Raw genomic sequence first — 23,339 nt, 5'->3', positions numbered from 1 at the left:
CCATCCCGCCGTGAGGTTGCGCCTGCAAGCCCGCTGCAAAATGGCAAGCATGACCTTTCTGCCATAGCCGCGCAATTAAAGCAGTTGCGTACGGAAATGCGCGATGATGCTGAAACATCCAATAATTCGATCCTGCACAATACGACGCTAAATCGGCTGCAGCAGTCATCGGCACCTGCCAACCATTTTAACAATAAGCAGTTGGACAACGATCCGGCAGCGATTTCCATGCTGCGGGGCGACCTTAACGAATTGAAGCAGGCAGTAGCCAAACTTGGCCGCAATGATGCACCTCAACACAATGCTTCAATGCCAGTCCGCTATATGCAGCAGATCGATGATCGCCTCGACGAAATAAGTCGGGCGCTCGTTGCGACCTCCCACCAGACGCCAGCACGCTTTGCCGAAGCCGATGCTTTTGAACGCCTGGAAGCGCGCATCGCATCATTGGCAAGCAGCGTGCAAGCAACAACGCCAGATCGCACTTCTGATGTCATACTGCAACGCATGGGCGAACTGGCACAGCGTGTTGACCATCTCGCCGAACAGGCCAAGCGCCCCGCTATCAACATTGATGCGCTTTCCGAACATCTTGCCGCCGTAGCGCGTCATTTGCAGAATGCGCCTGCCGCCATCAGCATTTCGGATTTCCGCGATCTTGAAGATCGGGTACTGCAGGTCATCGAAAAGCTCGAAGTCATGCCGCAGCAGTCTGCGATTGATCCCCTCTTCAGTGCCACGATCGATCAGCGATTTGCAGAGCTTACGCAGCGGCTCGACGATCACCACCAGATGAGCGAGCATAGCGGTATCCGACTGTCAGACAGTATTGAATCGCGCTTCGATGATATGGCCCGCTTCATTTGGGAAAGCGCTCCGCAAAATGATAAGACTTCCGACGCTATCCATAATCTCGAATTGCAGATTGCGGGTCTTGCAGAGCATTTAGCCAAGTCCAATGATCACTACGCTGAAATGGCCGCCATTCCTCCCCGTCTGGAAGCAATTGAGGAATCAATCGCCGCCAACCGGGATTTCATTGTCGAAACCGCGCGCAATGCTGCCGTTGAAGCTGTACGCAATATTTCTGGCGTGACGAATGTCCATGATAGCGCGGTTGCACGCGAACTTGCTGGCGACCTGAAGACTCTTGAAAGTCTTGCCCGTAAGTCGGAAGACCGGAATACAAAGACATTTGAAGCGATCCACGACACGCTGTTGAAGATCGTTGATCGTCTGGCATCTTTGGAAAGCGGACCTGTTCCAGTCTATCGTCATGTTCAGGATACCGTAACAAATGAACCGACGATAACCGAACCTGCTTTTGCAACTCCGACGTTCTCCAAGTCCGAAGAAATGTCTCCCGAAGCAACAGCCGCTTACAATAGCGAGATGGCTGACCCTGAGCCGAATGCAAAGGCATCGATATTTGGAGGTCTGACCCGCGGTCTGAAGAGCCGTAGCAAACAAGCTCCGGCACAAGACCCAGAAACCAACATGGGGCGCGATGAACCCGATTTGAAGCTGGATATCGATCCAAGCCTGCTTAATCGTCCGCTTGAGCCGGGTTCCGGCATGCCTGATCTGAATTCCATTCTCAAGCGTGTGCGTGAAGATCGGCGCGAGATGCAACTGGCTGGATCCGGCAACGGCAAGGCGGACTTCATTGCCGCCGCACGCCGCGCAGCACAGGCTGCGGCATCGGAAATGGAGAATCAGCAAAATTCACCATCCACGGCCGATGAACTGGCTGGCGAGGATCACCCCAAGCGGAGTTTTCTCGCAAGGCAGCGCAAACCTATTCTTTTGGCCATTGGCGCCATTATGATTGCTATTGCCGGACTGCAGTTGAAGGCAACCTTTCTGGACCACCCTGTCGCACCTCAAGCCACAGCGTCCAAAGCCGCGCCAGCCAAGGTCGTGGAAAAGCCCGCTCCGGTAGCAGCTGCACGCGAACTTGCAGCGGTGCAACCTGCGCCGGTAAGCGTGGAAAGCGTTATTGCTGCGCAGCAACAAATGCCGGCGACCGTCAATGAAGCGGTCGACACCAGCATGACGACCCAATCCGTGCCGCCGAAGTCATCTGAGCCCGTGGCGATCCCTGCCATCCCAACCGATGGATTGCCGGATGAACTTCACACAGCTGTCGTCTCGGGCGATAACAAGGCGCTGTTTGAAATTGGCGACCGCTACATGGATGGGCGTGGCCTTGCGAGCGATTATGGCAAAGCCGCCGAGTGGTACAGGCTGGCCGCAGAGCGTGGTTTTGCTCCTGCTCAATACAGGATCGGCAACTTCTACGAAAAAGGGCTTGGCGTAGACCGCGATGCCGCGAAGGCCAAGCACTGGTACGAACTTGCCGCCAATCAAGGCAACGCCAGCGCCATGCATAATCTCGCAGTTCTGTTGGCCGCCGGGACAAATGGCGCACCGGACAATGAAGCGGCGGCACGCTGGTTCACGCGTGCTGCCGAGCTTGGCGTCAAGGATAGCCAGTTCAACCTTGCCATACTTTCGGCGAAGGGCGTTGGCATGAAGCAAAATCTGGAAGAAAGCTACAAATGGTTCGCCATCGCGGCGCAAGCCGGTGATAGCGATGCTGCTTCCAAGCGTGAGGATGTTGCGCACGCGATGACTCCCGATCCGATCAGCTTGCCCGTGCCAAGGCTGCCTTTGCCCTGTGGAAGCCAAAGGCGATGGATGCCGACGCCAATGCGCTGAATATTCCTGAACAATGGCGCGAAACGCCTGTGAAGACCGGTTCGCTCGACATGGAAAAGGCCGTGCGCAACATCCAGCTGATTTTGAACAAGAACGGCTATGATGCTGGTGGTTCTGACGGGAGAATCGGCTCCAAAACCCGCGAGGCGATCATGGCATTCCAGAAGGATAATGGTCTGAAGCCGACCGGCAATATCGACAAGGATCTGGTACAAAACCTGTTGAAGAAAAACGGCTGAACGCTCCAAGCGCTTTGCCGTGATAAAATTGCCTCAGGACCCGAAAAAATCCATTGCGACAAAGGGTTTCGCGTTTAAACCTATATTAAAGTCAAACTCTCAGTCTAAACTCCAATAAAGCCCGCAAGCGAGCAAGAAACCTTAAAGAATTGCTGTCATCGTGGTGCTTGAGCACCATAATGGGGTTTGAAGAGACTTGGGTATTTACCTGCCAATAGCCGAGATTTCGGTCAATATCTTCGTGCTGTTCGGCATGGGAGCGGCTGTGGGATTCCTGTCTGGCATGTTTGGTGTCGGTGGGGGATTTCTCATCACCCCGCTCCTGATTTTCTACAACATTCCCCCTGCCGTCGCCGTTGCGACGGGTGCAAATCAGGTCATCGCCTCTTCTTTCAGCGGCGCTCTTACGCATTTCAAGCGCGGCACGCTGGACGTCAAACTTGGGTCATTGCTGGTTATAGGCGGCATTGTTGGTGCTGGCATAGGCATTTATGTTTTCGTTCTCTTGCGCGAACTTGGTCAGCTGGATCTGATAGTTTCCCTGCTTTACGTGGTCTTCCTGTCAACAATCGGTGGTCTGATGCTTTATGAAAGCGTCCAGGCCATGCGACGAACCCGAGCAGGACAATTGGCAACGTTGAAAAAACCGGGGCAGCACAATTGGGTGCACCGGCTTCCATTCAAAATGCGGTTTCGTGCCTCAAAGATCTATGTGAGCATTATTCCCATTCTGGTATTGGGCGCAGCAATCGGCTTCCTGTCGTCAATTATGGGTGTGGGTGGTGGCTTCATCATGGTTCCAGCCATGATCTATCTGCTTAAAATGCCGACCAATGTCGTTATCGGCACGTCGCTCTATCAAATCGTCTTCGTTACCGCCTTTGCAACAATCATGCAGGCAACTACCAACCAGTCGGTCGATATTGTGCTTGCGTTTCTGTTGATGTCCGGCGGTGTCATCGGCGCGCAATATGGAGCGCGTATCGGCCAGAAATTGCGCGGCGAGCAACTGCGCGCCTTGCTGGCTATGCTGGTTCTCGCTGTTGGCCTGCGTCTTGCTATCGAGCTTTTTGTCACTCCTGATGATCTTTATTCGATCAGCCTTGCAGTTGTAACCGGGGGCGGCTTATGAGGCTGGCCCGGTATTCATTCATTCTGGTTGCCGCATTTCTTGCCGGGCAACCTGCCCTGGCCCAGCAGCGCCCAGCAAATACGGAAACGGTGGAGATTGGCCTTTCGACCGATACGATTGCAATCACCTCGGGCTTTCGCGGCACTGACCTGATCGTATTCGGGGCCTTGGATAATGCCGACCCGCTCATTCAACGGCAGGGGCGCTACGATATTGTCGTGGTTCTAGAAGGACCGGAACGCAGTTTTGTTGTCCGCCGCAAGGACCGCTATCTGGGTATTTGGGTCAATGCCGAATCTGCCTCGTTCCAGCACATTCCAGCATCCTATTCCCTTGCCTCCACGCGAAATCTACAGGACATCGCGACGCCGAAAATCTTCACGCAGCTTGGGCTTGGCGTGAACAATATGTACTATGAACCGATGCCGGACGGTTTCAGCTCCAGTGAATCACTCAAGGAATTCACGACCGAATTGCCGCGCCTCAAGCTTAAGCAAAGGCTGTATAACCAGCGTCCCGGCGATGTTCAGTTTTTGTCGGCGACTCTTTTCCGCGCGACGCTATCCCTGCCTGCCAATGTTCCTGTTGGCAAGCATGTGGCGCGGGCTTTTCTCTTCCGCAATGGTGAGTTCTTGCGCGAAAATGCCACCAGTCTCAATATTGTAAAGGCTGGGCTTGAGTTCCGCATTTATCGTGCAGCGAACCAATATAGCTTGCTTTACGGTATTTTCGCCGTGTTGCTGGCCGTGGTCACCGGCTGGGCTGGCCGCCTGATTTTCCGTAAGGATTGATCCTCAATCCCGCAGTCTTGCAACAATAATCAGCCCTTGCAGAGGTTCGCCGCGATCAAGCCGAATGGTTTCTCTGGCAAGCGAGACCAAAGCCATGCCCTGCGCCGACAAAAGCCGCTCTATATAGGATTGCGAGTGGGTATAGCGTAGCGAAGGTTGCAGGATCGGCTCATCGCTGCCCTCTTGATTTTCGACCGAAAAGACAAAGAGCCCATCCACCGCCAGTGACTTTGCGATCGTTGCAAAGGCGCGCTCAAGATCGCCCACATATACGAAAACATCGGCGGCGATCACAAGATCGAGGCTACCGGGTTCCACCTCGAATTCGTTGACATCGCTCTTGCGTAGATCATCATAGATTTGCTTTTCGGCAGCCTTTTGCAACATGGCTTCCGACAGGTCCATTCCGTCCAGACAATCAGCGACCGGTCGCACATATGGACCCATCAAACCCGTGCCGCAGCCCAGATCAAGCGCCCGATGATATCTGCGTGCACCGCCATGCACTTCAATGGCTTGTGCCAAAAGCTCTGGAACGCGATAGTCGAGTTTGTCCAGCAAGGCGCTTTCAAAAGTCGGCGCATAGGCGTCAAAAAGAGTTTCGACATAGGCCAAAGGCGGCGTTGCAGGCACTTGCGCATAACCGGTCGCGGCAAGCTTCAGGCCTGCACCAAAGCGATCTTCCGGATCGCATTCCAGCACCTTGCGCCAAGCCGCAGCAGCTGATTCATGCTGCCCGGCGGCTTCCCACATTTCACCGAGGCGAAACCGCCCTGCAGTCCAATCCGGAACAAGTTCCAGCGCCTGCGCCATAAGATCGGCAGCAGCGGCATGATCGCCGCTGTCGAACAGCATATCGGCATAGGAAGCGCGGCGGTCGGCTATCAGATCACCGGATGAGTGGAACGCACGCGCCACTATTGTCAGTTCGTGATCTGCACGCGGATGGCGATAATATCGACAACCTTGCCGGTTTGGGAAATATCCGAATTGATCCTGATGGCGCCATTGCCCGAAGGTTTCTTGTCGGCGGGAAAATCAACCTGCACGAGATATTCCTTGCTGGCGTCGGAAACATCGTAGCGCTTGCGGCCACATTCGCCAAGATTGCCGAAGTTGCAACTGACCGCCATTTGCGTCGCGGTGCCATCCGGCGTCCTTGCCACGATATCAAACAGCGCGGTCTTGCCCGCCAGTTGCTGTAATACGCCCTCACCGATCTGGAAGCTGATCTCATCTGCTTCGCCCGGCGATTTTATACGCAGATATTTCTGCACCTGATCGCCATCAATGGTTGCCGTTGCGCGCCCCGAAACGGAAACCTGTGTTGTATCCGAAGGTTCGAAAATGCCAATCCACGTACCTTCGCTGGGCAATTGCCCTTCTTTCAAAGGTTCGTGGCTGCCGCTGGCAGCGGGATTGCCTGTGCTGGCCGGGACGCTGGAAGGCTTCGAATTGATTATGCCCGTCGCCACCATCCACAATACAACGATCGCGACGACAAACAGGGCAAGAACAATCAAAAGCTTTGTCAGGCCTGTAGCCTTCTTGCTCTCCTGGCGCTGCTTTTTCTCGCGCCGGTAACGATCTTTCTTCACATAGTCCGGGCGTTCATTGCCGGCAGTAAAAGGCCTGTCTGTGGCCAGTTCCGGGGCACCGAGCTCTGGGGCTGGTGCGTTGCCGATGGTCGGCTCGATACGTGCATCACGGCCACGAGGGGCCGCAGGCGCTGCGGAAAAGCTTGGCTCACGCGGCTCGACAACCGGCGCTGGCGCAGCATTAACTACCGGGCGCGCAGCCTGCGCTTCATTTTCGATCTTGGTAATGGCGAGCTTCAGGCGCTCGCGCCGCTCCTCGCGCTGCGCGTCGTCAAGCGCCCCGTTGGCCGCCAGCGAACGCTCATGCGCGCCCCAGGCCGACTCGTAAACCTTCTGCCGTATTGCAGGGTTCTTGGCATCAGCCTTGGCCAATGCATTGCGGATTGCTTGTTCGATCGCTTCCAAACCGACGATTATCCCTTAAAAGAATCAGAGGCTAGCCATAACCTATCTGACTGCTTATTCAAGACAGAGGCGGCGCAATCATGGCCGCATCATACTTTTTGCTGCGATCATTTTTGGCCCACATAGCTTTTGCTTGCTCAAAATCAAAGGCATGATAAAAAGGCTTACGTTTACGCAAACGTCAAAATTTGCCACATCTGGGAGGTATCCATGGCATTGCCGGAAATTCTGAAGAAAAACCTGCGGATTCCGGTTGTCGGAGCGCCCTTATTCATCATTTCCCATCCGGCTTTGGTCATTGCGCAGTGCAAGGCTGGCATTGTCGGCTCCTTCCCCGCGCTCAATGCAAGGCCGGAAGCTCAGCTTGATGAATGGCTGGCGGAAATCACCGAGGCTCTGCGCGACCATGACGAGAAGAACCCGGACAACCCCGCCGCGCCTTTTGCGGTCAATCAAATCGTCCACCGCTCCAATAAGCGGCTCGAACATGACCTGACCATGTGCCTGAAATACAAGGTGCCTATTGTCATCTCGTCGCTGGGCGCAGTTCCCGAGGTAAATGACGCGATCCATTCCTATGGCGGCATTGTCCTGCATGACATCATCAACAACCGCCACGCAAACTCCGCTATCCGCAAGGGCGCCGATGGGCTGATCGCCGTTGCCGCCGGTGCAGGCGGCCATGCGGGCCCGCTCTCCCCCTTCGCGCTTGTGCAGGAAATCCGCGAATGGTTTGACGGCCCGCTGCTGCTTTCCGGCGCTATAGCCACAGGCAAGGCCGTGCTGGCCGCGCAGGCCATGGGCGCAGACCTTGCCTATATCGGCTCCTCCTTCATCGCCACTGAAGAAGCGCGCGCTGTTGACAACTACAAACAGATGATTGTCGATAGCGCCTCTTCCGATATTGTCTATTCCAACTATTTCACCGGCATTCACGGCAATTATCTGAAACCATCCATCGCCAAATCGGGCATGGATCCGGATCATTTGCCCGAAGCCGACCCTTCCAAGATGGATTTCGAAGCGGCGACCACCGGCGCAAAAGCCTGGAAAGACATATGGGGCTGCGGCCAGGGCATCGGCGCAATCAAACAGATTGTTCCGGCAGGCGAACTCGTCGCGCGGCTTGAGCGGGAATATAAGGAAGCCAAGGCAGCGCTCTGCACCGCCTAACGCGCAGCCGCCTTGTCCAGGACGATCTGCATAAATGTCAGATCAAGCCATTTGCCGAATTTGGTTCCTACTTCCGGCAGATGGCCGACCACCTGAAAGCCAAGTTTTTCATGCAGACGGATGGACGCTTCGTTGCCGGATTCAATACCGGCAACCATTACGTGCTTGCCCAACTCGCGCGCTTTTTCAATCAACGCCAGCATGAGCATCTTGCCGATACCACCGCCACGCGCAGTCTTATGGACATAGACCGAATGTTCCACCGTGTGGCGATAGCCCTCAAAGGCTCGCCAATCGCCAAACGATGCATAGCCGGTGACTTGCCCCTCATTATTAACACTGACAAGCACGGGAAAACCCTTTGACTGCCGATCCCGCAGCCAAGCCTTGCGATTATCAAGATCGACCAGCGTCTCATTCCAGATCGCCGTCGTGTTGAGCACAGCATCATTGTATATTTCCAGGATAATTGGGAGATCCGATTCCACAGCCGCACGCACAATCACAACTTGCACCTTTAATATTTGTCTACTATAATTTTAATATGTCTCATAAAATAGATAATGTCGATCAAAAAATTGGCTCCCGCATCCGCATAGAACGAGAAGCACGCGGCTGGTCTCTGACAGAACTTGCACAAAAATCCGGCGTCTCCCGCGCCATGATCAATAAGGTGGAACGCGGCCAGAGCAGCCCGACAGCCATGCTGATGGCGCGGTTTTCCGGCGCCTTTGGCTTGAGCATGTCAACATTGATGGCGCGAGCGGAAATGCAGGCGGGGCGTTTGCTGCGCCGTGGTGACCAACCCATATGGATCGACCCGGAAAGCGGCTATACTCGGCGCCATGTCTCGCCCGTCTCGGACCTTCCCATGGACGTGGTTCATATCGACCTGCCGCCACAGACGCGTGTGCCGCTGCCTGCCTCGGCCTATATTTTCCTGCGCCAGTTGATCTGGGTTCTTGGCGGGACACTGACCCTCATCGAGGGGGAGACGACCCACACCTTGCAAGAAGGCGATTGCCTTGAGCTTGGCACCCCCAGCGACTGCGTGTTCGCCAATGAGACGAGTGCGCCCTGCCGCTATGCCGTGATCGTGCTGAGCAAGCGCTAGAGTGCACTGACGAGAGGGCTTGCCGCTTGTTCAGGCAAAAAGAGATTGTGGGTATTTGCGTCAAAGCTGGCATCGCAAGGCTTGCAATTCAGCCACAATGACGATATCAGGCGCGTCATCCACGGCCAATCAAGTTTGGCCGCTTTTGGATCAGGGAAACCAGCGTTCCCGCCGCTTTAGCTCAGTTGGTAGAGCACATCATTCGTAATGATGGGGTCCTCGGTTCGATTCCGGGAAGCGGCACCAGCCGGTTATTTAACACGCTTTACATACTCTTTGAAAGCTTCAATTGGGTCTACACCTAAAGCGCGCGTATAAGCGATGAATTCCGCAATATCTATTCGTCGTTCGCTCCCTTCCACTTTCGCAATATATGATTGTGGCTTTCCAAGCCTTTCAGCAACGAACTTTTGTGTAAGTCTGTTGTCTAGCCGAATGCCCTTGAGCAACAAGACCAGTTCTGTATAGCCATCAGAATGTAGCGATTTCATCATATGCCTCAATCGGATCATGAGGCATTTGGAATAATCCCACTTTCGGATTATCCCATTTTAGGATACTACTCATCTAGCCAATGGATGTTTAGATAGATGGATAATTACAATTTCTGGGCTGATTTTCTTGATACCTTTCAATCGTCACCCGACTGGATCAAGGCCCTATGGCTGCTCATCCCGCCCGGTTTTCTGCTTGGCCTTATAGCGATTGTGATGCGCTTCAGCATGGCAAACAAACAGATGAATCATACCTCAAAGGGTGAACTGATTTATTCAATCCACCGCGATGCGGGAAATCAGCTGCATATCGTCAGGCATATCCCACTTATCGACGGTAACCCGGCATTGCTCATGCTTGATCCACCAAAAGCCAATGAGCACGCCTCTCAAAATGCAAAACGCCTTGCTCCGCCCGCATAGGAAGGCGTCAGAGCGCGCAAGTAGCTAGTGCCAGTATTAGCGCGGGCCAAGCAGCCGCCAAGCCTGCCTCTGACGAGCTCTGAGGCCGTCTGAGCACCTATGGCTGTGGTAAAGGCAAGCGTAGCGTTAATGCTCTTCCGCTGATTACTTCGTCAGTTTGGCAATCTGGCTGCTGATGATTGCGATGAACAATCCGGGATCGTCAAAGGCCCTTGCAGAGAGCATAGCCCCATGAACCGAGGCCATCAGCATTTGGGCCTCCTCTTCCGGGGACCTGTTCAACCGGAACAGACCCTGCTCCGCTCCTGCGCTCAGCACCGCCGCAAGCCATGTTGCAAGGCTTTGGAAATGGGCGCGCACGCGCGAGGCGACCTCATCGGGCAGCATTTGCATCTCACCAGCCAGCATCGCGCAAACGCAAAAGGGCTGCGAGGCATCGCGGATGCATGTGTCCCAGTAATTCAAATAGGCCTGCAACTGTTCGTCAGGGCTAGCAACCTGGCTTCGCAGCGAGCTCAAACCCGCTTCAGCCTGCCCCCGGTAACGGTCCACCAGCACGGCAACCAGCTCGGCCTTTGTCGGAAAGTGGTGGTGGATACTCGCCTTTCGGATGCCTATTGCAGCCGAAATATCAGCATAGCTGAATCCGTTATAGCCCCCCGCGACAATGAGAGACTGCGCGATGTCGAGAATCTTTTCTGAAGTGGAAGCCATTGATTTCATAAGCTCGCCTACCTTCTGGTAGGCTGGATGTCAAGACCATGCGCCGCGCCGCCCTTTCACAACGAGGTGTTCAGAAACAGGGTTGACTCTCGATTTTAACCTTCCTACTAGTAGGTAGATTTTAAACAGGAAAACGTCCATGCAAACTCAACCTTCAACCCCGTCCAACTGGCTGCGAAACTATTATTTCACACGCGCTATCTTCTCTGTCGCGTGGGTTACCGCCGCCATTCTTTTCAACGCGCAATCTTCTTTCGTCGTGCTTCTGCTCGTCATCTATCCGGCATGGGATGCGCTCGCCAATCTGGTTGATGCCCGTGTCAATGGCGGCTTGAAAGCCAATCCGTCTCAAGGGTTCAATGTCGTGGTTAGCACGATAACAACGATCGCCGTTATCCTTGCTGTCAGCAACAGCATGTATGCGGTTCTGGCCGTGTTCGGCGTTTGGGCGATCTTTTCAGGTTTGTTGCAGTTAAATACGGGTCTGAAGCGCTGGCGTTCTTATGGCGCGCAATGGCCGATGATCCTGAGCGGCGCACAATCGGCCCTTGCCGGTGGCTTCATGATCAGCCAATCCATCGGCACTGTGGTGCCGACGATTCTGGAAATCGCTCCCTATGCAGCCTTTGGCGCGTTCTATTTCCTGCTTGCGGCAATCTGGCTTGTCGTCACAGTCTATCGCAAAGCAGAGGCGTAGGGGTCGTCGCTCTCTATTTGCGATCCGATAAAGCTTAGCTCTCCTGTTAAGCACAGACCTAAACCAGACGTGCCGTCGCAGTAGCAATGCGGGCAAAAAATTGGCTGGGCAGGCGCAGTCTATGCGCCTGCCCAGCGCCATATAATGTAGGCTTAGCTTATGTCTTCGACAGGAGCGCTTGGACCATTTTTCTTGATTGAATCAATGGCGTTCTGCGCGCTGGACTTGGATGTATAACCCTCGGTCGAGAACATCACTTCGCTGTTATATTTAAAGCGAACGCGAAACTCGCCAGCTTTGTCTTTATAAATTTCGAACTTGTGGGCCAAAATATAGCTTCCTTTTGCAAGCGTGAATCACACAACCTCAACGTGCCATTTGCAAAGACTATTGACAAGGGTTGCATTGGTGCCAGTCTCCCCTCGACTTGGCCGGTCCACCTGCCACTCAAACAAACAAAGAGCGCCATTATGAACACTGCGAGTGACGCCCGTTTCTGGGACCGATCTTCACGGAAATATGCGGCGGGCAAAATCGCAGATCAGGCCGGATATGAGCAAACGCTGGACCGGACCCGCGCTCTGTTACAGCCGGACGACAGAGTATTGGAGCTCGGCTGTGGCACAGGCACGACGGCGCTGCGTCTTGCGGGCAGTGTACAAGCCTATCTCGCGACGGATATTTCCAGCGAGATGATCGCGATTGCCGAAGGCAAGCGGGCGGCAGACCCCATTGCAGGGCTTTCCTTCCGCGTCACCACAGCCGAAGGATTGGCGCTCAGCGATGGCCCATACAACGCCGTTCTCGGTTTTAATTATCTCCATCTAGTCCGCGATCTGCCCGGCACGCTGCGCCATATCCATGCCTTGCTCGCGCCTGGCGGGCTGTTTATCTCCAAGACGCCCTGCGTCGGCGAGATGAACCCACTCATTCGGCTGGTCTTGCCGCTTATGCGAGCGGTCGGGCTTGCGCCCTACGCCGGTGTCTTCCGGGCTGCGAAGCTTAGCCAGATCATCAGCGCCGCTGGCTTTAGCATTCTTGCCTCGGAGAACCACGCAACCAAGGGAAATGACAATCGGCCCTATATCGTGGCGCGCAAGCAGTGACCAGCGTGGTTGTCACGGTAGCGGGCGGGAGAATTTGCATAATCGGGGATTGATATTTGGCTGGGGAACCTGGATTCGAACCAGGACTAACGGAGTCAGAGTGTTTCGGCATCCGTTGTTTTAATTACACTATTAGTCGACATGTCGCATCTATGTCGCATTGACTGCCATTAGTCGGTTTTCAGCATCGGCCAACGCTTGAGCTTCGTCAGCAGCCGGGAACAGATGGCCATAGGTATCATAAGTCACTTGAATAGACGAATGCCCCATGCGCGCTTGCACCGCCTTCGGTGATAATTCTAAGCCACCGTCTGCTTTGCTGTTGATGCACCACGACGCGAACCAATGCCGCAAGGCGTGAAGTCCAGTGTATTTGGCTTTTACAATTGGATTGCCTTCATCATCTTTGTTCTCAGAATCCACCACCACGCCAGCCTTTTTCATAGCCGGATGCAACCCGCGCTTGATAATGTTTTGATGCCATTCGACATTGCCCTCGCCGTTTGGAAAGACAAGGTCCAAATCACCTTTCGGGCAAGCTAGCTTCCATTCTTTCAACGAGTTGACTGCCATTGGCGTCAACGGGATGGTTCGTTGCCCTGCATCAGACTTTGGCATCCCAATTACATGGTATTTGTCTGCGCGTTGACGGACATGAAGTTGAGCCTTCTTTAGGTCCACATCCGGCCAGGTCAGGCCGCGCAACTCGGAAGCGCGCAATCCCGTAAATATCGCCACGATGAGAAATGGCCTATAGCGCCCTTCCGCAGCCCCTAGAATCACCCTCACCTCTTCCATGGTCGGAATATCCACGCCGTAGCGAAGCCGCGCCTTTTGGCGCTTCTCAGCCTGACCCGATCCCTTCCCGCGCTTCCTCGATATCTCGTGCACTGCATTGCGAATGACAAGTCCTCGCTCTTGAGCATCCGACAAGATGCTACCGAGGCTCACTGTGACCCGCTTTATCATGGCAGCCGACCTTTCGGCATCGCGCAGTTTGTCTTGAAAGGATCGAACAGTAGGAACCGTTAGTTTATTCAACTTCCAAGTGCCGATCATGGGAACGATGTGGATATTCAAATGCTGCCGGTATTGGTCGACAGTTGAGCGTTCCAATCCCGCGCTATCACAACTGGCCAGCCAAAGCTTGCCTGCTTCGGCAACAGTTACTGTCGCACTATCAGCAACGTGCACTCCCTCGCGAACTTCCACGCTGGCAGTCGAGGCGAAAACGTCTGCCTCCTTTTTTAGCTTGAAGGTTTTTAATCTGCGCACCCCCGTCGCATCAAAGTAATCGACTACCCAAGCAGTTTTTTCTTCGCCTTTTGCATTCGTCCATGTGCGCTTGCGGATAGACATAGTTTTACTGCCCGCCTTTCGCCTCAAGCCTCATTGCTCGATATTTTTCATACAACTGAAAAAACTCTTCCTCGCGCTCATTGTTTGTCTTCAGATCGGCGTTGAAGATTCTTGCCTCTAACTTGTCGATCTTCAAATTTCCCTGACGACTTATTTCACCAAGATGAAGGGTAATTTCTTGCCAAGAAAGCGGGAGGCCGTTCGCATCGAGTATCACGTAAATGGTTTGGTCCTCAGGTACCGTGATATAGGGAAAGTCGCCTTCTTCGGCCTTTTCAAGACGCTGCTCTAAAACTTTCCGCAAGTCTTCGAGATAAGCATTAGTGGTAATTGCTTCCTGCAGCTTGATGCGCTGCTCATCAAGCTTGTTCATCAATTTTTCCACTATCATTGGTTGTAGGAAGCTGCCTTCCAAGCGCGCAATGATTTCAGCCGTCATGCTTCGATGGTTTTCGGTCGCCGCTTTCTCGACCTCCTGTTTCAAGGCCTCTGGTATCCGAAGTCTGAAATGTAAATCTTCTCTAGCCATGCCCCACCAATGCCACACTTTATCGTTGACAGATATGCCACACCTATGACACACATGTCACGCCACACCAATAACACACAATCAAATTGATTCCGTCAAACTGGTTAACGAGGTTTTACAATGAACACCAAAAATGAGCCGGAACTGGTCTGGGGTTTGGAGGCAATCTCCAAAATCATTGGCCGCACGGTGCGCCAGACCCACTACATGCTTTCGACGGGCAAAATACCGGCAAAGCAGATCGGCACCCGCTGGGTCGTAGAGCGCGGTCAGCTCATGCGTTTTTTCATGGAGAGTGCAGCATGACTGACACGAGCGGAAAACGTCAATCTTCTCGCTTGGAACAAAACAGGAATATCTACTTAAAAACCACTGATGCAATGCAAATAGAAACTCCGTTGACGGTCGTCCAGTTTGGCGACGAGCGACTGTCAACGGAGCGCAAACTGAACCTTCCTCCAAGAAAGCAACAGCGCGATGATAGTATCATTTACTAACGATTCCACAACCTCAAAGCGCGGTGCGTACAGGATTTGCGTTGCCATTAAAGACAAGGGTAACCCGATTATCCTGAAGGGCCGCGTAGCTTGGACAGCAGAGCAATTGGTCAAAGCTGGCAGCCAGGGAATTACCACTGTGCAATTCCCGGGTGTTCGGCTCTCTGAACACGTCCGGGTCCTACGGCATGATTTTGGCATCGAGATTGAAACGATTGTCGAAAAACATGATGGGCCTTTCCCAGGCTCACACGGAATATACAAGCTTGTAACCGAACTAGCTGTTCTCACAGAGAGCGAGGTGGCCTGATGGATACACCTCCGTTGAACGCCAAGACATTGGTAGCCAGCCAATGGTTAGCTATTCAGCCAAAACCATTGAATACCACTGTCGTCGAGTTACGTGAACGATTTGACCTAACGCCTCTTGAAGCCTGCCTGGCTATTCGTCACGCTCAAGAAATTCGGAGGGCTGGATAATGGCCGTATATTCCGAACGAGAGCGAACACGGATCGTCACGCCCAAGAAAGAGGCACGTATAATCAAGCATAATGCCCCTGAGAAGGATAGCCCGTGGATCTGGTTGTCTGAGGAACTTCTGTTTTCGCCCTCATTCACCAGCCTGTCAGTCAACGCTCTTAGATGCCTATTCCGAATTCTCGGTGAACATTCGATTAAGGGTCGTAAGTGGAATGGTCAGCTCATAGTAACCCACCCCGACTTTGAGCGTTACGGAGTCACCCATCGATTTATCGCCGACGGTTGTGATGAGTTGGTCTTTAAGGGCCTGCTGGTGAAGAAGACGGGTCGTGCTGCTGACGGCACCGCCCACCCCAATCTCTACCGGTTGACGTTCTTGGGTGACTATGAGGGCAATCCACCTACTCACGAGTGGAAGAATGTCGGTACTGACAAAGCCCTCCAATGGAAAAAGGTGAAGCCGCAAAAGGCAGAAGAACGGTCAAAGGAACATGGCCGAAAGAAAAAACTCTCGCTACACAAAAGTGAAATCACCCGCTTCCCCTTTGTGAAATCGGATATCAATTTTGAAAGGAAGGCTTCATGAAAAACTCAACAAAATCAGTGAGTGCACCAATTTCACAATTGTGTAGTGCTTATCAGAGTTTGGCAGGGGGTATCAAAGCCTATGAATAGTACCTTCAACCGTGGACTCCCCATAAGAAGAAATCCTGCTAGTCCATGCCAAATCATCCTTTTCCCACTGACGCACCGTATAGGAAAGGTTCGTGACGTTGCTGAAAAGCTTGTCGAAAAATCGTCGGCCCGCGCTGCTGACTACTATAGAACGCAAGTATCTGATGCCTTGTTCAAACATTTGGAAAAGCTAGGCCTATCCGAAGACGAACAAGACGAGCAAGTAGGAGCATTCTTTTCTGCGGTCGATGTTGAGGCAGAGCGGCTCGTATACTGGTGGAACCAACCGGGAGGCAAATCGGCATGAGTGATTGCAAGCCAATTTCGCTCTACGATGCATCTTTAATCGCCAAGAAATCTGAGGACACAATTACTCGTTGGGCGAAAAGGTACGACATCGGGAAACAACTTCACAAGGGCGCATCATGGCAGATTGATCCCGTGGGTCTGGCAATTGTTCTTTCCGCCGATGCAGATGCCCTTGCAGTTTACCAAAGCGAAAGGGCGCGGCGATGAAACCAGAAATCCATATAGTTCAGATCGACAACCCCTCCTTCTCTCCTCAGCATACTGGCGAAAAATGGAACACGCCGAAGGTCACTGCTCGGAAAAATGTCCGGGAGAGTGCTGTTGAAACAATGTTTGCTCGGAAATGCATTGATCCCGCTCAGAAGGAGGCGGCTGATAGGTTCAGGGCCTTGTGCGAGGACATGGGTGCAGCCGGAGCTAAGGCCTTCGACTACACCCGAGTTCGCGTAGATGGCGGGTCATGCGGTCAAGCTGGGGCAGACAAAGCCCTTGATGCAGGAACAGCAATGAAAAGATGCCACGATGTCCTCGATAGAATTGATCGAGGTGCATTCGATTTGCTCTGGCGCATAGTAGGCACAGGTTCCGCTCTGTCCGAGTCGGGCTTATCAGTTCGCGACCAGCGATGGGCGCGAGCTTTGCTCTATAGCGGCCTTGATGCTCTCGCGGTCCATTGGGGTTTAAAGACAGCGGAAACAGAGCTGCCCCGCCCCTACTCACCCATGTCCAAGGCTCCAGAGTCAATTTCCGTTAGAGACGCTGCAATCCAGGCGAAGAAGTCTCCTGACTGCATTAAACGCTGGATTCTAAGGTATGGAATTGGCTACCGGATAAGTCCGAAGGCCCCGTGGCGTGTAGACCCTATCGGACTTGATATAGTTCTCTCGGCAGACGCATTGGCACTCGCTGATTATCAACGCTCTGCACGATAGGAATATGCGGAATGTGAGGAATTTAAGCGTTGCTTTGGTTTGAGTTTCACTCAATAGTGGCATAGTGGGAATCCGCGCTAAAGCGGCAGGCAGATACCACATATAGCGGGCCAAGCAATATTGGCCTGATAAGCAACTACATTTAGCTCACAATCAAGGACTCTGACATGGCTGCAATTCGCAGATGCCATCCGATGGTGGAGGCTGTGCATGCTCGCGTTTCGTTGGAAGAACGCCAGCTATTTGAAAGAGCTGCCCGCAAGCGTGGGCAAACCCTAGCTGACTTCGCCCGTGACGCTTTGACCCTCAAAGCTTTGATTGAACTCGACCTCGTCTAACCGTTTCTCTGGAGTGGAGCATTATCGTGCCGATATTAGATATTCAGGGTAAGCAAGTGGAAGTTGATGACAGCTTTCTACGGCTATCACCCGAACAGCAGAATGCGACTGTTGACGAAATAGCCGAACAGATAGGCATCAAGCCACATCAACCTGTTCAATTGGATGGGCGTGATCCGCAAGCTGCTGCTATGGCCGACATGTCGCAAATGACAACTGGCTTCCAGAATGCGCCACAGGAAGACACAGATCGTTTTGTCCGTGCCAATCTTGAGGCATCCAAAATCAATGAAATGCAGGGCGAGCGCGGTCTAATGCGCCGTGCTGCCGATGCGACAAGCGCTAATCTCCCGTTTGCAGATGAAATGTATTCTGGCACCGTTGGCGGCGTTGCACGTATGGCACGCGATGGTGTCGGTTATGGCGAGGCATATAAGCGCGAACAAGCTCTACAAGCCGCTCTAAAGGAAAAGCGCGGCACCGCTGCCAATTTGATTGGCGACGTAGCTGGCGGGATTGCCTTGGGCGCTGGCGTTACATCTGGCCCCCTTACAATGGGTGGCGGTGGTACTGTTGCCGCTTCACGGCCCGCGTGGGGCGGCGCAACGCTTATGGGCCGTGCATCCGGTACTGGTGGCAAACTAGCTGCTGGTATGGGAGAAGGTGCTGCATATGGCGGTCTATATGGTGCCGCCAATGCGGAAGAGGGCAAGCGCCTGGAAGAAGCCGCAAAAGGAAGTGCTTTGGGTGCACTCACTGGCGGCGTCTTCGAAACTGGTGGCAATGTTCTTTCCCGCTTACGCGCGCCAAAGGCAACCACCCCGGCTCCTGGAGTTGATGAGCTTGCCAGCGCATCGCACGCTCTCTACGAAAAGTCACGCGCTGCCGGGATAGCTATCAAGCCCGGATCGTTCGACAAGCTTGCAAACAACGTGGCGATGGCTGCTGGTCGGCCCAATCCTACCCTCCGCCCAAACACGCTTGGCATTATCGACGATGTAGCTTCCATGAAAGGCAAGCCTGTCGATCTGCAAACATTGGATGAGCTTCAACAGTCTGTTCGTATGGCAATGAAGAATGCCCAGCCTCAAGACAAATTCACCTTGGACCGTGTTCAGAAGGTCATCAATCACTATTCAGATAACGTGAACGCAACGGACATCACTGGCGACATTCGAGGTTTCGGTTATGTCAAAGATGCCCGTAAACTATGGGCGCAGAAATCCAAAACACAGACGATTGAAGACCTTCTAGATTTGGCTGACGTTGATACGGGTAAATATACCCAATCCGGCATGGCAAACACGATCCGCCAACGTATGTCTCAGCTTTATAGCCAGATTAAAAAGGGTAAAGCCACCTCTGGCTGGTCACACGACGAGATTGCATTGATCCGTCAAATGGCAAAGGGTGGGTCCAACTCACAGATGGTCAACTGGCTGTCGAAGCTGGCCCCGCGCGGCGTGATTAGCGCGTCTTTGCCGCAAACGGTCGGAGCGACGTCTACCCTCGCACTGGGTCCAGCGGGACTTCTTATCAATGCTGCCGCTCCCATCGCTGGGCATCTTGCTGGCAGAGCCGCTGATAGAGGCGCTGTAACGGCTGCAAATAGCTTAAGGGACGCTGCTGCCCGAGGGTTTGTTTACAGAGCCCCTCAACTCCCCAATCATCTCCGCAGAGCGATCAGTGGGGCCACAGCAGGGGCCACAGAGCTCCAATAATAACCTTCGCGATGAGACAACTACCAATTGCTAAAGGGATAGACCAAAGAAACTCCTCACCGTTTGGCCCAAGGATCGGCTCTCGTTTGCCGGTCCTTACCCATTCGGATTCATGCAGATCAATAATCGGCTTCTGCTGTTCGTCGTTCATAAAACCCCGTTTTCCGTCCTGTACGCGCAATATCGTATTTCCCAGCCTCTAAAACAATAGTCGCTTAACCAGCGCACCTTTCGAACCTTCATAGAAAAAGGAAAACCCTCATGACCAACGTTAGTAGCGGTGTTCCCGCAACCGTGTCTGCAATTCAGTTTGCAAAGCAAGCGGCTGCTTTAGGAATGTTGGGTATTTGGCCGGTGGCTGAAATGGTGCGGCGCGACTGCCCCCGACTGGAGGCGGCGTTCCGCCATGATTACGGAAATCTCCTAGCGACATAGACGAGTTTTTTATCGCAGCAGCTCAGCTTTAACCCCTCTCCTCTTTATAGCTTTCAAGCTAGCAACATACGAAGTTAGGATTTTATCATGCCGGTATCAGGTTGGTCGTCAACGGCCTCTCTAAACACGTCTGTAGGTGGCCTCACTACGGACGGTAATATCCAAGTTGTAGCCAACATTGATGGCATGTTCCGAGGAATGATGGCAGATATTGCCACGGCTCGCGACGATGGCACAATGACCACTTACGCCCCGCGTGGTTATCTTCATGGCTTGACGCTTTCCAACAATGTGGGCGATGCAGTTAATGACCTTGATATTGCGGTTGGTGAATGCGCCGCCGACACCTCGCCCTATAGAAAACTGACATTGGCTTCTGCCATTTCCAAACGGCTTGATGCTGGTTGGGCAGTTGGGTCAAACCAAGGGGGGCTGGACACCGGGTCCTTAGCCGATGGCACCTACCATATATGGCTTATCCAAAGGTCAGATACGGGTGTTGTGGATGCCCTGTTCTCCACCTCTGCGACTGCTCCGACGATGCCAACCAATTACGACCGCAAGCGACGGATTGGTTCTATTATACGCGAAGCGGCAACGATTATAGGGTTTCATCAAAAAGGTGATAAGTTTAAACGCCGTGTATCGGTAACACCATACAATAGCACTGCTGCGGTATCTCCACCCGTTTTAAGATTACTTTCCGTTCCCGATGGCATTGTTGTTGAGCCTATTATGCAGGTCAACCTCGTCGTTAATCCATCTTCAAATGCCTTCAATACTTTTGGGGATGCTGAAAACGGTACGGCGGGCGTAACTGTGGTCCAGAATGTTGCCGCTCCGGCCGGAGCAAATGCTACGTCAGGCAACTGGATTGAGGGCGGGTTTTTTACTGATACTTCCCGTCAGTTGTATCACGGCGTCGGTATCCCCGCCGGTACGATATCCTCTAACACCATTAATATGTGGGGGTGGATTGATACAAGAGGGCGGGTATGATGAGCAGTGACGACAAGACAAGCGGCAGACCATCCATTTACAGCGACGAGCTGGTAGCCAACATATGCGTTGCCTTGGCCTCGGGCCGTTCTCTGCGTGATGTATGTACCGACAAAGGCATGCCAGCCGCTAGCACCGTATTCTTGTGGCTTTCAAAGCATCCCGGCTTTTCGGAGCAGTACGCGCGCGCAATGGAGGCTAGAACTAATGCCCTGGCAGAGGAAATTCTGGAAATTGCCGACGATAGCGCAGGCGATGTACACGTTACTGAGGATGGGAAGGAACTGATCAAGCCTGATGTCATTGCCCGCGCACGTCTGCGAGTAGACACAAGAAAGTGGCTCATGAGTAAGATGGCGCCCAAAAAATATGGCGACAAAATTTCTCAGGAAGTTTCGGGGCCAGATGGAAAGCCAGTTGAGACGGTCACGCGCATTGAGCGCATTATCGTCAAGCCAGCGGACAGAAATGAATCCAGTGAGGCGTAAGGTGTGAGTCGATGAATAAAATAGGCGAAAATACGGGAAATCGAGGCAAAGGTCGGCCAGCCGGTTCACCGAACAGGATCAGCGCGTTACTTAAGGATGCCATACTCAAAGCGGCTACTAACGCTGGCAAAGGTGATATGGTCGCCTACCTGACACAACAAGCAAGAGACAACCCGGGCCCATTCATGGCCCTGCTTGGCAAAGTTCTTCCTCTCCAAATATCAGGAGATGCCGATAGCCCGTTGTCGATTGTCACCCGAATAGAGCTTGTCGCTCCCAGACATGAAGGCATGCAGTAAGGTTTAAAACGAATTTCTTTAATCATACCCAAAGTGCTGAATTACGTCTCCAAGGTGCTTTTTATAGAGCCCGCGAAGGTCGACATCCATTTCATCTTGCCATCGGGCTATAGAATTTGCCCCTTTGGGCGAAGTTATGTGACCGTCAGGAATATCCAGCCCTTTTGAAAGGCAGCCTTGAATAGTTTCAAGTGAAGAGTTGATCTCCAAGTAATTGCAAATGAGACGAAGGCAAGATGCGGTATCCGCGATTAATCTCTCATAGTGGACAATCAACGCGTTACTGGATTTTTGGGCCGACACGAGCTGATCGAACACCTCTTTGTACTTTAGAACTACCTCTTCATTTGTATCGCCGTCTCGCTCTCGAAACCCTTTAAATCCGCGCTTCTGATCGAAGGCTCTCGCAGAGATAAGGACATCCCGCGGATCACGAACCAAACAAATAAACCTTGCGTTTGGTTTAGCGCTAAAAACTGCGTTTAAATCCAGTCTCGGGTGAAACTTCTCGAGAAAATACTGGGGGCGTTTCTCTCTCGCAAGCATGGCGTAGATTGGATCGATATTCTCAATAGGGAGACGATCCGCGTTCACCAAAGTTGAAAGCAAAGGTGTTGCCTCGTCGGCAAAATACTGGGGACTATTTGTGCTCCCCCTTAGCGTTGCATCCTCAGGAAACAAAGCAGAAAGGAAAGGGGAAAACTCAAGAGGATAAGCCGTGTGTGCGACGATTTCCGGATGTCGAGACAACATTGCGTTCAAGTATGTGGTACCTGACCGGCCGACGGCAATTACGAGAAGAGGCTTCATCGCCTCATTAGTGAGGCGAATAGTTGCAAGTCAACTGGCGAGGTGTAAAACAGGAAAAGTTTGCTACGCAACATTAACAAAGGAATCTTTTGTCTCTTGACTCTGTAGCTGTTCGAACGGGCCGAGAGCGAGCGACAGGATTGAAAGTGGTAATCGTGAATAAACATATATTACTTGCATGCATGCCCAAATCTGGAAGCACGTATTTGTCCAATGCGATTGGCGATCTACCAAATTTCAATGTTGGCGTTGCCGTGCCTTCCTGGGGACGACGGGAGCAGGAACTGGATGACGCCTGTTTGTGCCGCTTAGAGGATCAAAATTACGTTATTCAAGTTCATGTGCGCTATTCCGATGCCACTCAACATCACATTGAGAACCACCATCTCGTGCCAATAGTTTTGGTACGGAACATATTCGATGTGGTTCCTAGCTTGATTGATCACCATAGGAAAGAGAGCCTGTTGCACCCGATGGCTTTCGTTCCCGAGGGTATTCAAGGCTGGTCTTTCGAAGCATCGGCGCGTTTTGTCACGACCATGGTTTTGCCTTGGTATTTCAATTTCTATGTCTCTTGGGCCGAGGTTCCCAACAAATTACTGGTCAAGTACGAGGATTGGATATTGAATCCTGAGAAGGAGCTTTTGCGCATCTCGGACTACGCGAAGCTGGACGTCTCAAGTCAAGAGGTCTCCCGTGCGATTTCTAATACCGTCAATTCTTCCCCCCGAAAAAACGTGGTGACTCCTGGTCGCGGTAATGCTCTCCCTGTGGATTGCATATCTCAAATCCACGCAATGGCTGAATTTTATCCGGGCGTCGATTTCGCCCCTATCGGGATAACACACTAG

28 protein-coding genes, 1 tRNA gene and 1 pseudogene are annotated in these 23,339 nt (G+C 52.8%); 21 read left to right on the top strand and 9 right to left on the bottom strand.

Annotation, left to right across the window (positions count from 1 at the left end; all coding sequences use genetic code 11):
• Positions 1–2,163: 2,163 nt before the first annotated feature.
• The 3 genes and pseudogenes from QFZ34_RS23420 to QFZ34_RS15735 all read left to right on the top strand — a co-directional run.
• Positions 2,164–2,960 (top strand): annotated as a pseudogene (locus QFZ34_RS23420) (peptidoglycan-binding protein); the annotation flags it as partial.
• A 253-nt stretch (positions 2,961–3,213) separates the two neighbouring features.
• Positions 3,214–4,092 carry a sulfite exporter TauE/SafE family protein gene (locus QFZ34_RS15740; RefSeq protein WP_370878855.1) on the top strand — a complete coding sequence of 293 codons (879 nt, stop codon included), beginning with the start codon at positions 3,214–3,216 and terminating at the stop codon, positions 4,090–4,092.
• Positions 4,089–4,883 (top strand): TIGR02186 family protein, encoded by a 795-nt coding sequence (locus tag QFZ34_RS15735; protein WP_307282618.1) that lies wholly within the window; start codon positions 4,089–4,091, stop codon positions 4,881–4,883. The genes QFZ34_RS15740 and QFZ34_RS15735 overlap by 4 nt, the downstream gene beginning before the upstream one ends.
• A gap of 3 nt (positions 4,884–4,886) precedes the next feature.
• Here the strand turns inward: QFZ34_RS15735 and QFZ34_RS15730 are convergent, their stop codons facing one another.
• Together QFZ34_RS15730 and QFZ34_RS15725 are read right to left on the bottom strand one after the other, a co-directional pair.
• A complete protein-coding gene (locus tag QFZ34_RS15730) occupies positions 4,887–5,801 on the bottom strand; it encodes a methyltransferase domain-containing protein (RefSeq protein WP_307282615.1) in 915 nt (304 codons plus the stop codon).
• Between the two features lie 5 nt (positions 5,802–5,806).
• On the bottom strand, positions 5,807–6,886 hold the full coding sequence (locus QFZ34_RS15725; protein ID WP_307282612.1) for a hypothetical protein: 1,080 nt from the start codon (positions 6,884–6,886) through the stop codon (positions 5,807–5,809).
• Positions 6,887–7,096: 210 nt separating this feature from the next.
• Between QFZ34_RS15725 and QFZ34_RS15720 the strand changes: the two genes are divergently transcribed.
• A complete protein-coding gene (locus tag QFZ34_RS15720) occupies positions 7,097–8,059 on the top strand; it encodes an NAD(P)H-dependent flavin oxidoreductase (protein ID WP_307282609.1) in 963 nt (320 codons plus the stop codon).
• Here the strand turns inward: QFZ34_RS15720 and QFZ34_RS15715 are convergent.
• Complete coding sequence (locus QFZ34_RS15715; protein ID WP_307282607.1) at positions 8,056–8,565, bottom strand: GNAT family N-acetyltransferase; 510 nt, start codon at positions 8,563–8,565, stop codon at positions 8,056–8,058. The genes QFZ34_RS15720 and QFZ34_RS15715 overlap by 4 nt on opposite strands.
• Positions 8,566–8,603: 38 nt before the next feature.
• On the opposite strand from QFZ34_RS15715, the gene QFZ34_RS15710 reads away from it, so the two are divergent.
• Together QFZ34_RS15710 and QFZ34_RS15705 are read left to right on the top strand one after the other, a co-directional pair.
• Positions 8,604–9,173 carry a helix-turn-helix domain-containing protein gene (locus QFZ34_RS15710; protein ID WP_307282605.1) on the top strand — a complete coding sequence of 190 codons (570 nt, stop codon included), beginning with the start codon at positions 8,604–8,606 and terminating at the stop codon, positions 9,171–9,173.
• A gap of 170 nt (positions 9,174–9,343) precedes the next feature.
• A tRNA-Thr gene (locus tag QFZ34_RS15705) sits at positions 9,344–9,419 on the top strand.
• A gap of 5 nt (positions 9,420–9,424) precedes the next feature.
• Here QFZ34_RS15705 and QFZ34_RS15700 read toward each other — a convergent pair.
• On the bottom strand, positions 9,425–9,667 hold the full coding sequence (locus QFZ34_RS15700; RefSeq protein ID WP_307282603.1) for a helix-turn-helix domain-containing protein: 243 nt from the start codon (positions 9,665–9,667) through the stop codon (positions 9,425–9,427).
• 96 nt (positions 9,668–9,763) lie between these two features.
• Here QFZ34_RS15700 and QFZ34_RS15695 point away from each other — a divergent pair, with 96 nt between their 5' ends.
• On the top strand, positions 9,764–10,090 hold the full coding sequence (locus QFZ34_RS15695) for a hypothetical protein (RefSeq protein ID WP_307282600.1): 327 nt from the start codon (positions 9,764–9,766) through the stop codon (positions 10,088–10,090).
• A 144-nt stretch (positions 10,091–10,234) separates the two neighbouring features.
• Here the strand turns inward: QFZ34_RS15695 and QFZ34_RS15690 are convergent, their stop codons facing one another.
• Entirely contained in the window at positions 10,235–10,813 is a 579-nt protein-coding gene (locus QFZ34_RS15690; RefSeq protein WP_307282598.1) for a TetR/AcrR family transcriptional regulator, read from the bottom strand.
• A 139-nt stretch (positions 10,814–10,952) separates the two neighbouring features.
• Here QFZ34_RS15690 and QFZ34_RS15685 point away from each other — a divergent pair, with 139 nt between their 5' ends.
• On the top strand, positions 10,953–11,510 hold the full coding sequence (locus QFZ34_RS15685; RefSeq protein ID WP_307282596.1) for a DUF308 domain-containing protein: 558 nt from the start codon (positions 10,953–10,955) through the stop codon (positions 11,508–11,510).
• A 152-nt stretch (positions 11,511–11,662) separates the two neighbouring features.
• On the opposite strand, the gene QFZ34_RS15680 is transcribed toward QFZ34_RS15685, so the two are convergent.
• Positions 11,663–11,839, bottom strand: a complete 177-nt coding sequence (locus QFZ34_RS15680) for a YegP family protein (protein ID WP_115051345.1) — start codon at positions 11,837–11,839, stop codon at positions 11,663–11,665.
• A 141-nt stretch (positions 11,840–11,980) separates the two neighbouring features.
• On the opposite strand from QFZ34_RS15680, the gene QFZ34_RS15675 reads away from it, so the two are divergent.
• The gene (locus QFZ34_RS15675) at positions 11,981–12,616 is read left to right on the top strand and encodes a class I SAM-dependent methyltransferase (RefSeq protein WP_307282593.1); all 636 of its coding nucleotides are present in this window, start codon (positions 11,981–11,983) and stop codon (positions 12,614–12,616) included.
• A gap of 150 nt (positions 12,617–12,766) precedes the next feature.
• Here QFZ34_RS15675 and QFZ34_RS15670 read toward each other — a convergent pair whose 3' ends face one another.
• Both QFZ34_RS15670 and QFZ34_RS15665 read right to left on the bottom strand, forming a co-directional pair.
• Positions 12,767–13,975: a tyrosine-type recombinase/integrase gene (locus QFZ34_RS15670; protein ID WP_307282591.1), complete on the bottom strand. Its 1,209-nt coding sequence runs from the start codon at positions 13,973–13,975 to the stop codon at positions 12,767–12,769.
• A gap of 4 nt (positions 13,976–13,979) precedes the next feature.
• Positions 13,980–14,459, bottom strand: a complete 480-nt coding sequence (locus QFZ34_RS15665) for an Arc family DNA-binding protein (RefSeq protein WP_370878796.1) — start codon at positions 14,457–14,459, stop codon at positions 13,980–13,982.
• Between the two features lie 165 nt (positions 14,460–14,624).
• On the opposite strand from QFZ34_RS15665, the gene QFZ34_RS15660 reads away from it, so the two are divergent.
• The 11 genes from QFZ34_RS15660 to QFZ34_RS15610 all read left to right on the top strand — a co-directional run bounded on the left by QFZ34_RS15660 (position 14,625) and on the right by QFZ34_RS15610 (position 21,678).
• Positions 14,625–14,810, top strand: a complete 186-nt coding sequence (locus QFZ34_RS15660) for a DNA-binding protein (RefSeq protein ID WP_307282586.1) — start codon at positions 14,625–14,627, stop codon at positions 14,808–14,810.
• A gap of 171 nt (positions 14,811–14,981) precedes the next feature.
• Entirely contained in the window at positions 14,982–15,311 is a 330-nt protein-coding gene (locus QFZ34_RS15655; RefSeq protein WP_307282584.1) for a winged helix domain-containing protein, read from the top strand.
• A gap of 169 nt (positions 15,312–15,480) precedes the next feature.
• Positions 15,481–16,068: a hypothetical protein gene (locus tag QFZ34_RS15650; protein WP_307282582.1), complete on the top strand. Its 588-nt coding sequence runs from the start codon at positions 15,481–15,483 to the stop codon at positions 16,066–16,068.
• Between the two features lie 81 nt (positions 16,069–16,149).
• Positions 16,150–16,464: a DUF6074 family protein gene (locus tag QFZ34_RS15645; protein WP_307282580.1), complete on the top strand. Its 315-nt coding sequence runs from the start codon at positions 16,150–16,152 to the stop codon at positions 16,462–16,464.
• Positions 16,461–16,673, top strand: coding sequence for a hypothetical protein (locus QFZ34_RS15640; RefSeq protein ID WP_307282576.1), 213 nt, complete (start codon positions 16,461–16,463; stop codon positions 16,671–16,673). The genes QFZ34_RS15645 and QFZ34_RS15640 overlap by 4 nt, the downstream gene beginning before the upstream one ends.
• Positions 16,674–17,565: 892 nt before the next feature.
• Positions 17,566–17,736, top strand: coding sequence for a hypothetical protein (locus tag QFZ34_RS15635; protein ID WP_307282574.1), 171 nt, complete (start codon positions 17,566–17,568; stop codon positions 17,734–17,736).
• Between the two features lie 26 nt (positions 17,737–17,762).
• Complete coding sequence (locus QFZ34_RS15630; protein WP_307282572.1) at positions 17,763–19,457, top strand: hypothetical protein; 1,695 nt, start codon at positions 17,763–17,765, stop codon at positions 19,455–19,457.
• 261 nt (positions 19,458–19,718) lie between these two features.
• The gene (locus tag QFZ34_RS15625) at positions 19,719–19,892 is read left to right on the top strand and encodes a hypothetical protein (protein ID WP_307282569.1); all 174 of its coding nucleotides are present in this window, start codon (positions 19,719–19,721) and stop codon (positions 19,890–19,892) included.
• An 87-nt stretch (positions 19,893–19,979) separates the two neighbouring features.
• Positions 19,980–20,891, top strand: a complete 912-nt coding sequence (locus QFZ34_RS15620) for a hypothetical protein (protein ID WP_307282567.1) — start codon at positions 19,980–19,982, stop codon at positions 20,889–20,891.
• A complete protein-coding gene (locus tag QFZ34_RS15615) occupies positions 20,888–21,379 on the top strand; it encodes a terminase small subunit-like protein (protein WP_307282565.1) in 492 nt (163 codons plus the stop codon). The genes QFZ34_RS15620 and QFZ34_RS15615 overlap by 4 nt, the downstream gene beginning before the upstream one ends.
• A gap of 11 nt (positions 21,380–21,390) precedes the next feature.
• A complete protein-coding gene (locus tag QFZ34_RS15610) occupies positions 21,391–21,678 on the top strand; it encodes a hypothetical protein (RefSeq protein ID WP_307282563.1) in 288 nt (95 codons plus the stop codon).
• Positions 21,679–21,696: 18 nt separating this feature from the next.
• Here the strand turns inward: QFZ34_RS15610 and QFZ34_RS15605 are convergent, their stop codons facing one another.
• Positions 21,697–22,488 (bottom strand): sulfotransferase family protein, encoded by a 792-nt coding sequence (locus tag QFZ34_RS15605; protein ID WP_307282561.1) that lies wholly within the window; start codon positions 22,486–22,488, stop codon positions 21,697–21,699.
• A 146-nt stretch (positions 22,489–22,634) separates the two neighbouring features.
• On the opposite strand from QFZ34_RS15605, the gene QFZ34_RS15600 reads away from it, so the two are divergent.
• Positions 22,635–23,339, top strand: a complete 705-nt coding sequence (locus QFZ34_RS15600; RefSeq protein ID WP_307282559.1) for a sulfotransferase domain-containing protein — start codon at positions 22,635–22,637, stop codon at positions 23,337–23,339.

The organism is Phyllobacterium ifriqiyense (genome assembly GCF_030817885.1).
GTDB lineage: Bacteria > Pseudomonadota > Alphaproteobacteria > Rhizobiales > Rhizobiaceae > Phyllobacterium > Phyllobacterium ifriqiyense.
Note: the sequence above shows the minus strand (reverse complement) of the source record. Positions and strands in the feature narration are given on the sequence as shown.

Excerpts from the sequence above, each read along its gene's own strand:
- QFZ34_RS15740 (WP_370878855.1), top strand. The coding sequence starts at position 3,214 with ATGGGAGCGGCTGTGGGATTCCTGTCTGGCATGTTTGGTGTCGGTGGG.
- QFZ34_RS15735 (WP_307282618.1), top strand. The coding sequence starts at position 4,089 with ATGAGGCTGGCCCGGTATTCATTCATTCTGGTTGCCGCATTTCTTGCC.
- QFZ34_RS15720 (WP_307282609.1), top strand. The coding sequence starts at position 7,097 with ATGGCATTGCCGGAAATTCTGAAGAAAAACCTGCGGATTCCGGTTGTC.
- QFZ34_RS15710 (WP_307282605.1), top strand. The coding sequence starts at position 8,604 with ATGTCTCATAAAATAGATAATGTCGATCAAAAAATTGGCTCCCGCATC.
- QFZ34_RS15700 (WP_307282603.1), bottom strand. The coding sequence starts at position 9,667 with ATGATGAAATCGCTACATTCTGATGGCTATACAGAACTGGTCTTGTTG.
- QFZ34_RS15695 (WP_307282600.1), top strand. The coding sequence starts at position 9,764 with ATGGATAATTACAATTTCTGGGCTGATTTTCTTGATACCTTTCAATCG.
- QFZ34_RS15690 (WP_307282598.1), bottom strand. The coding sequence starts at position 10,813 with ATGAAATCAATGGCTTCCACTTCAGAAAAGATTCTCGACATCGCGCAG.
- QFZ34_RS15685 (WP_307282596.1), top strand. The coding sequence starts at position 10,953 with ATGCAAACTCAACCTTCAACCCCGTCCAACTGGCTGCGAAACTATTAT.
- QFZ34_RS15675 (WP_307282593.1), top strand. The coding sequence starts at position 11,981 with ATGAACACTGCGAGTGACGCCCGTTTCTGGGACCGATCTTCACGGAAA.
- QFZ34_RS15670 (WP_307282591.1), bottom strand. The coding sequence starts at position 13,975 with ATGTCTATCCGCAAGCGCACATGGACGAATGCAAAAGGCGAAGAAAAA.
- QFZ34_RS15660 (WP_307282586.1), top strand. The coding sequence starts at position 14,625 with ATGAACACCAAAAATGAGCCGGAACTGGTCTGGGGTTTGGAGGCAATC.
- QFZ34_RS15655 (WP_307282584.1), top strand. The coding sequence starts at position 14,982 with ATGATAGTATCATTTACTAACGATTCCACAACCTCAAAGCGCGGTGCG.
- QFZ34_RS15650 (WP_307282582.1), top strand. The coding sequence starts at position 15,481 with ATGGCCGTATATTCCGAACGAGAGCGAACACGGATCGTCACGCCCAAG.
- QFZ34_RS15645 (WP_307282580.1), top strand. The coding sequence starts at position 16,150 with ATGAATAGTACCTTCAACCGTGGACTCCCCATAAGAAGAAATCCTGCT.
- QFZ34_RS15640 (WP_307282576.1), top strand. The coding sequence starts at position 16,461 with ATGAGTGATTGCAAGCCAATTTCGCTCTACGATGCATCTTTAATCGCC.
- QFZ34_RS15635 (WP_307282574.1), top strand. The coding sequence starts at position 17,566 with ATGGCTGCAATTCGCAGATGCCATCCGATGGTGGAGGCTGTGCATGCT.
- QFZ34_RS15625 (WP_307282569.1), top strand. The coding sequence starts at position 19,719 with ATGACCAACGTTAGTAGCGGTGTTCCCGCAACCGTGTCTGCAATTCAG.
- QFZ34_RS15620 (WP_307282567.1), top strand. The coding sequence starts at position 19,980 with ATGCCGGTATCAGGTTGGTCGTCAACGGCCTCTCTAAACACGTCTGTA.
- QFZ34_RS15615 (WP_307282565.1), top strand. The coding sequence starts at position 20,888 with ATGATGAGCAGTGACGACAAGACAAGCGGCAGACCATCCATTTACAGC.
- QFZ34_RS15610 (WP_307282563.1), top strand. The coding sequence starts at position 21,391 with ATGAATAAAATAGGCGAAAATACGGGAAATCGAGGCAAAGGTCGGCCA.
- QFZ34_RS15605 (WP_307282561.1), bottom strand. The coding sequence starts at position 22,488 with ATGAAGCCTCTTCTCGTAATTGCCGTCGGCCGGTCAGGTACCACATAC.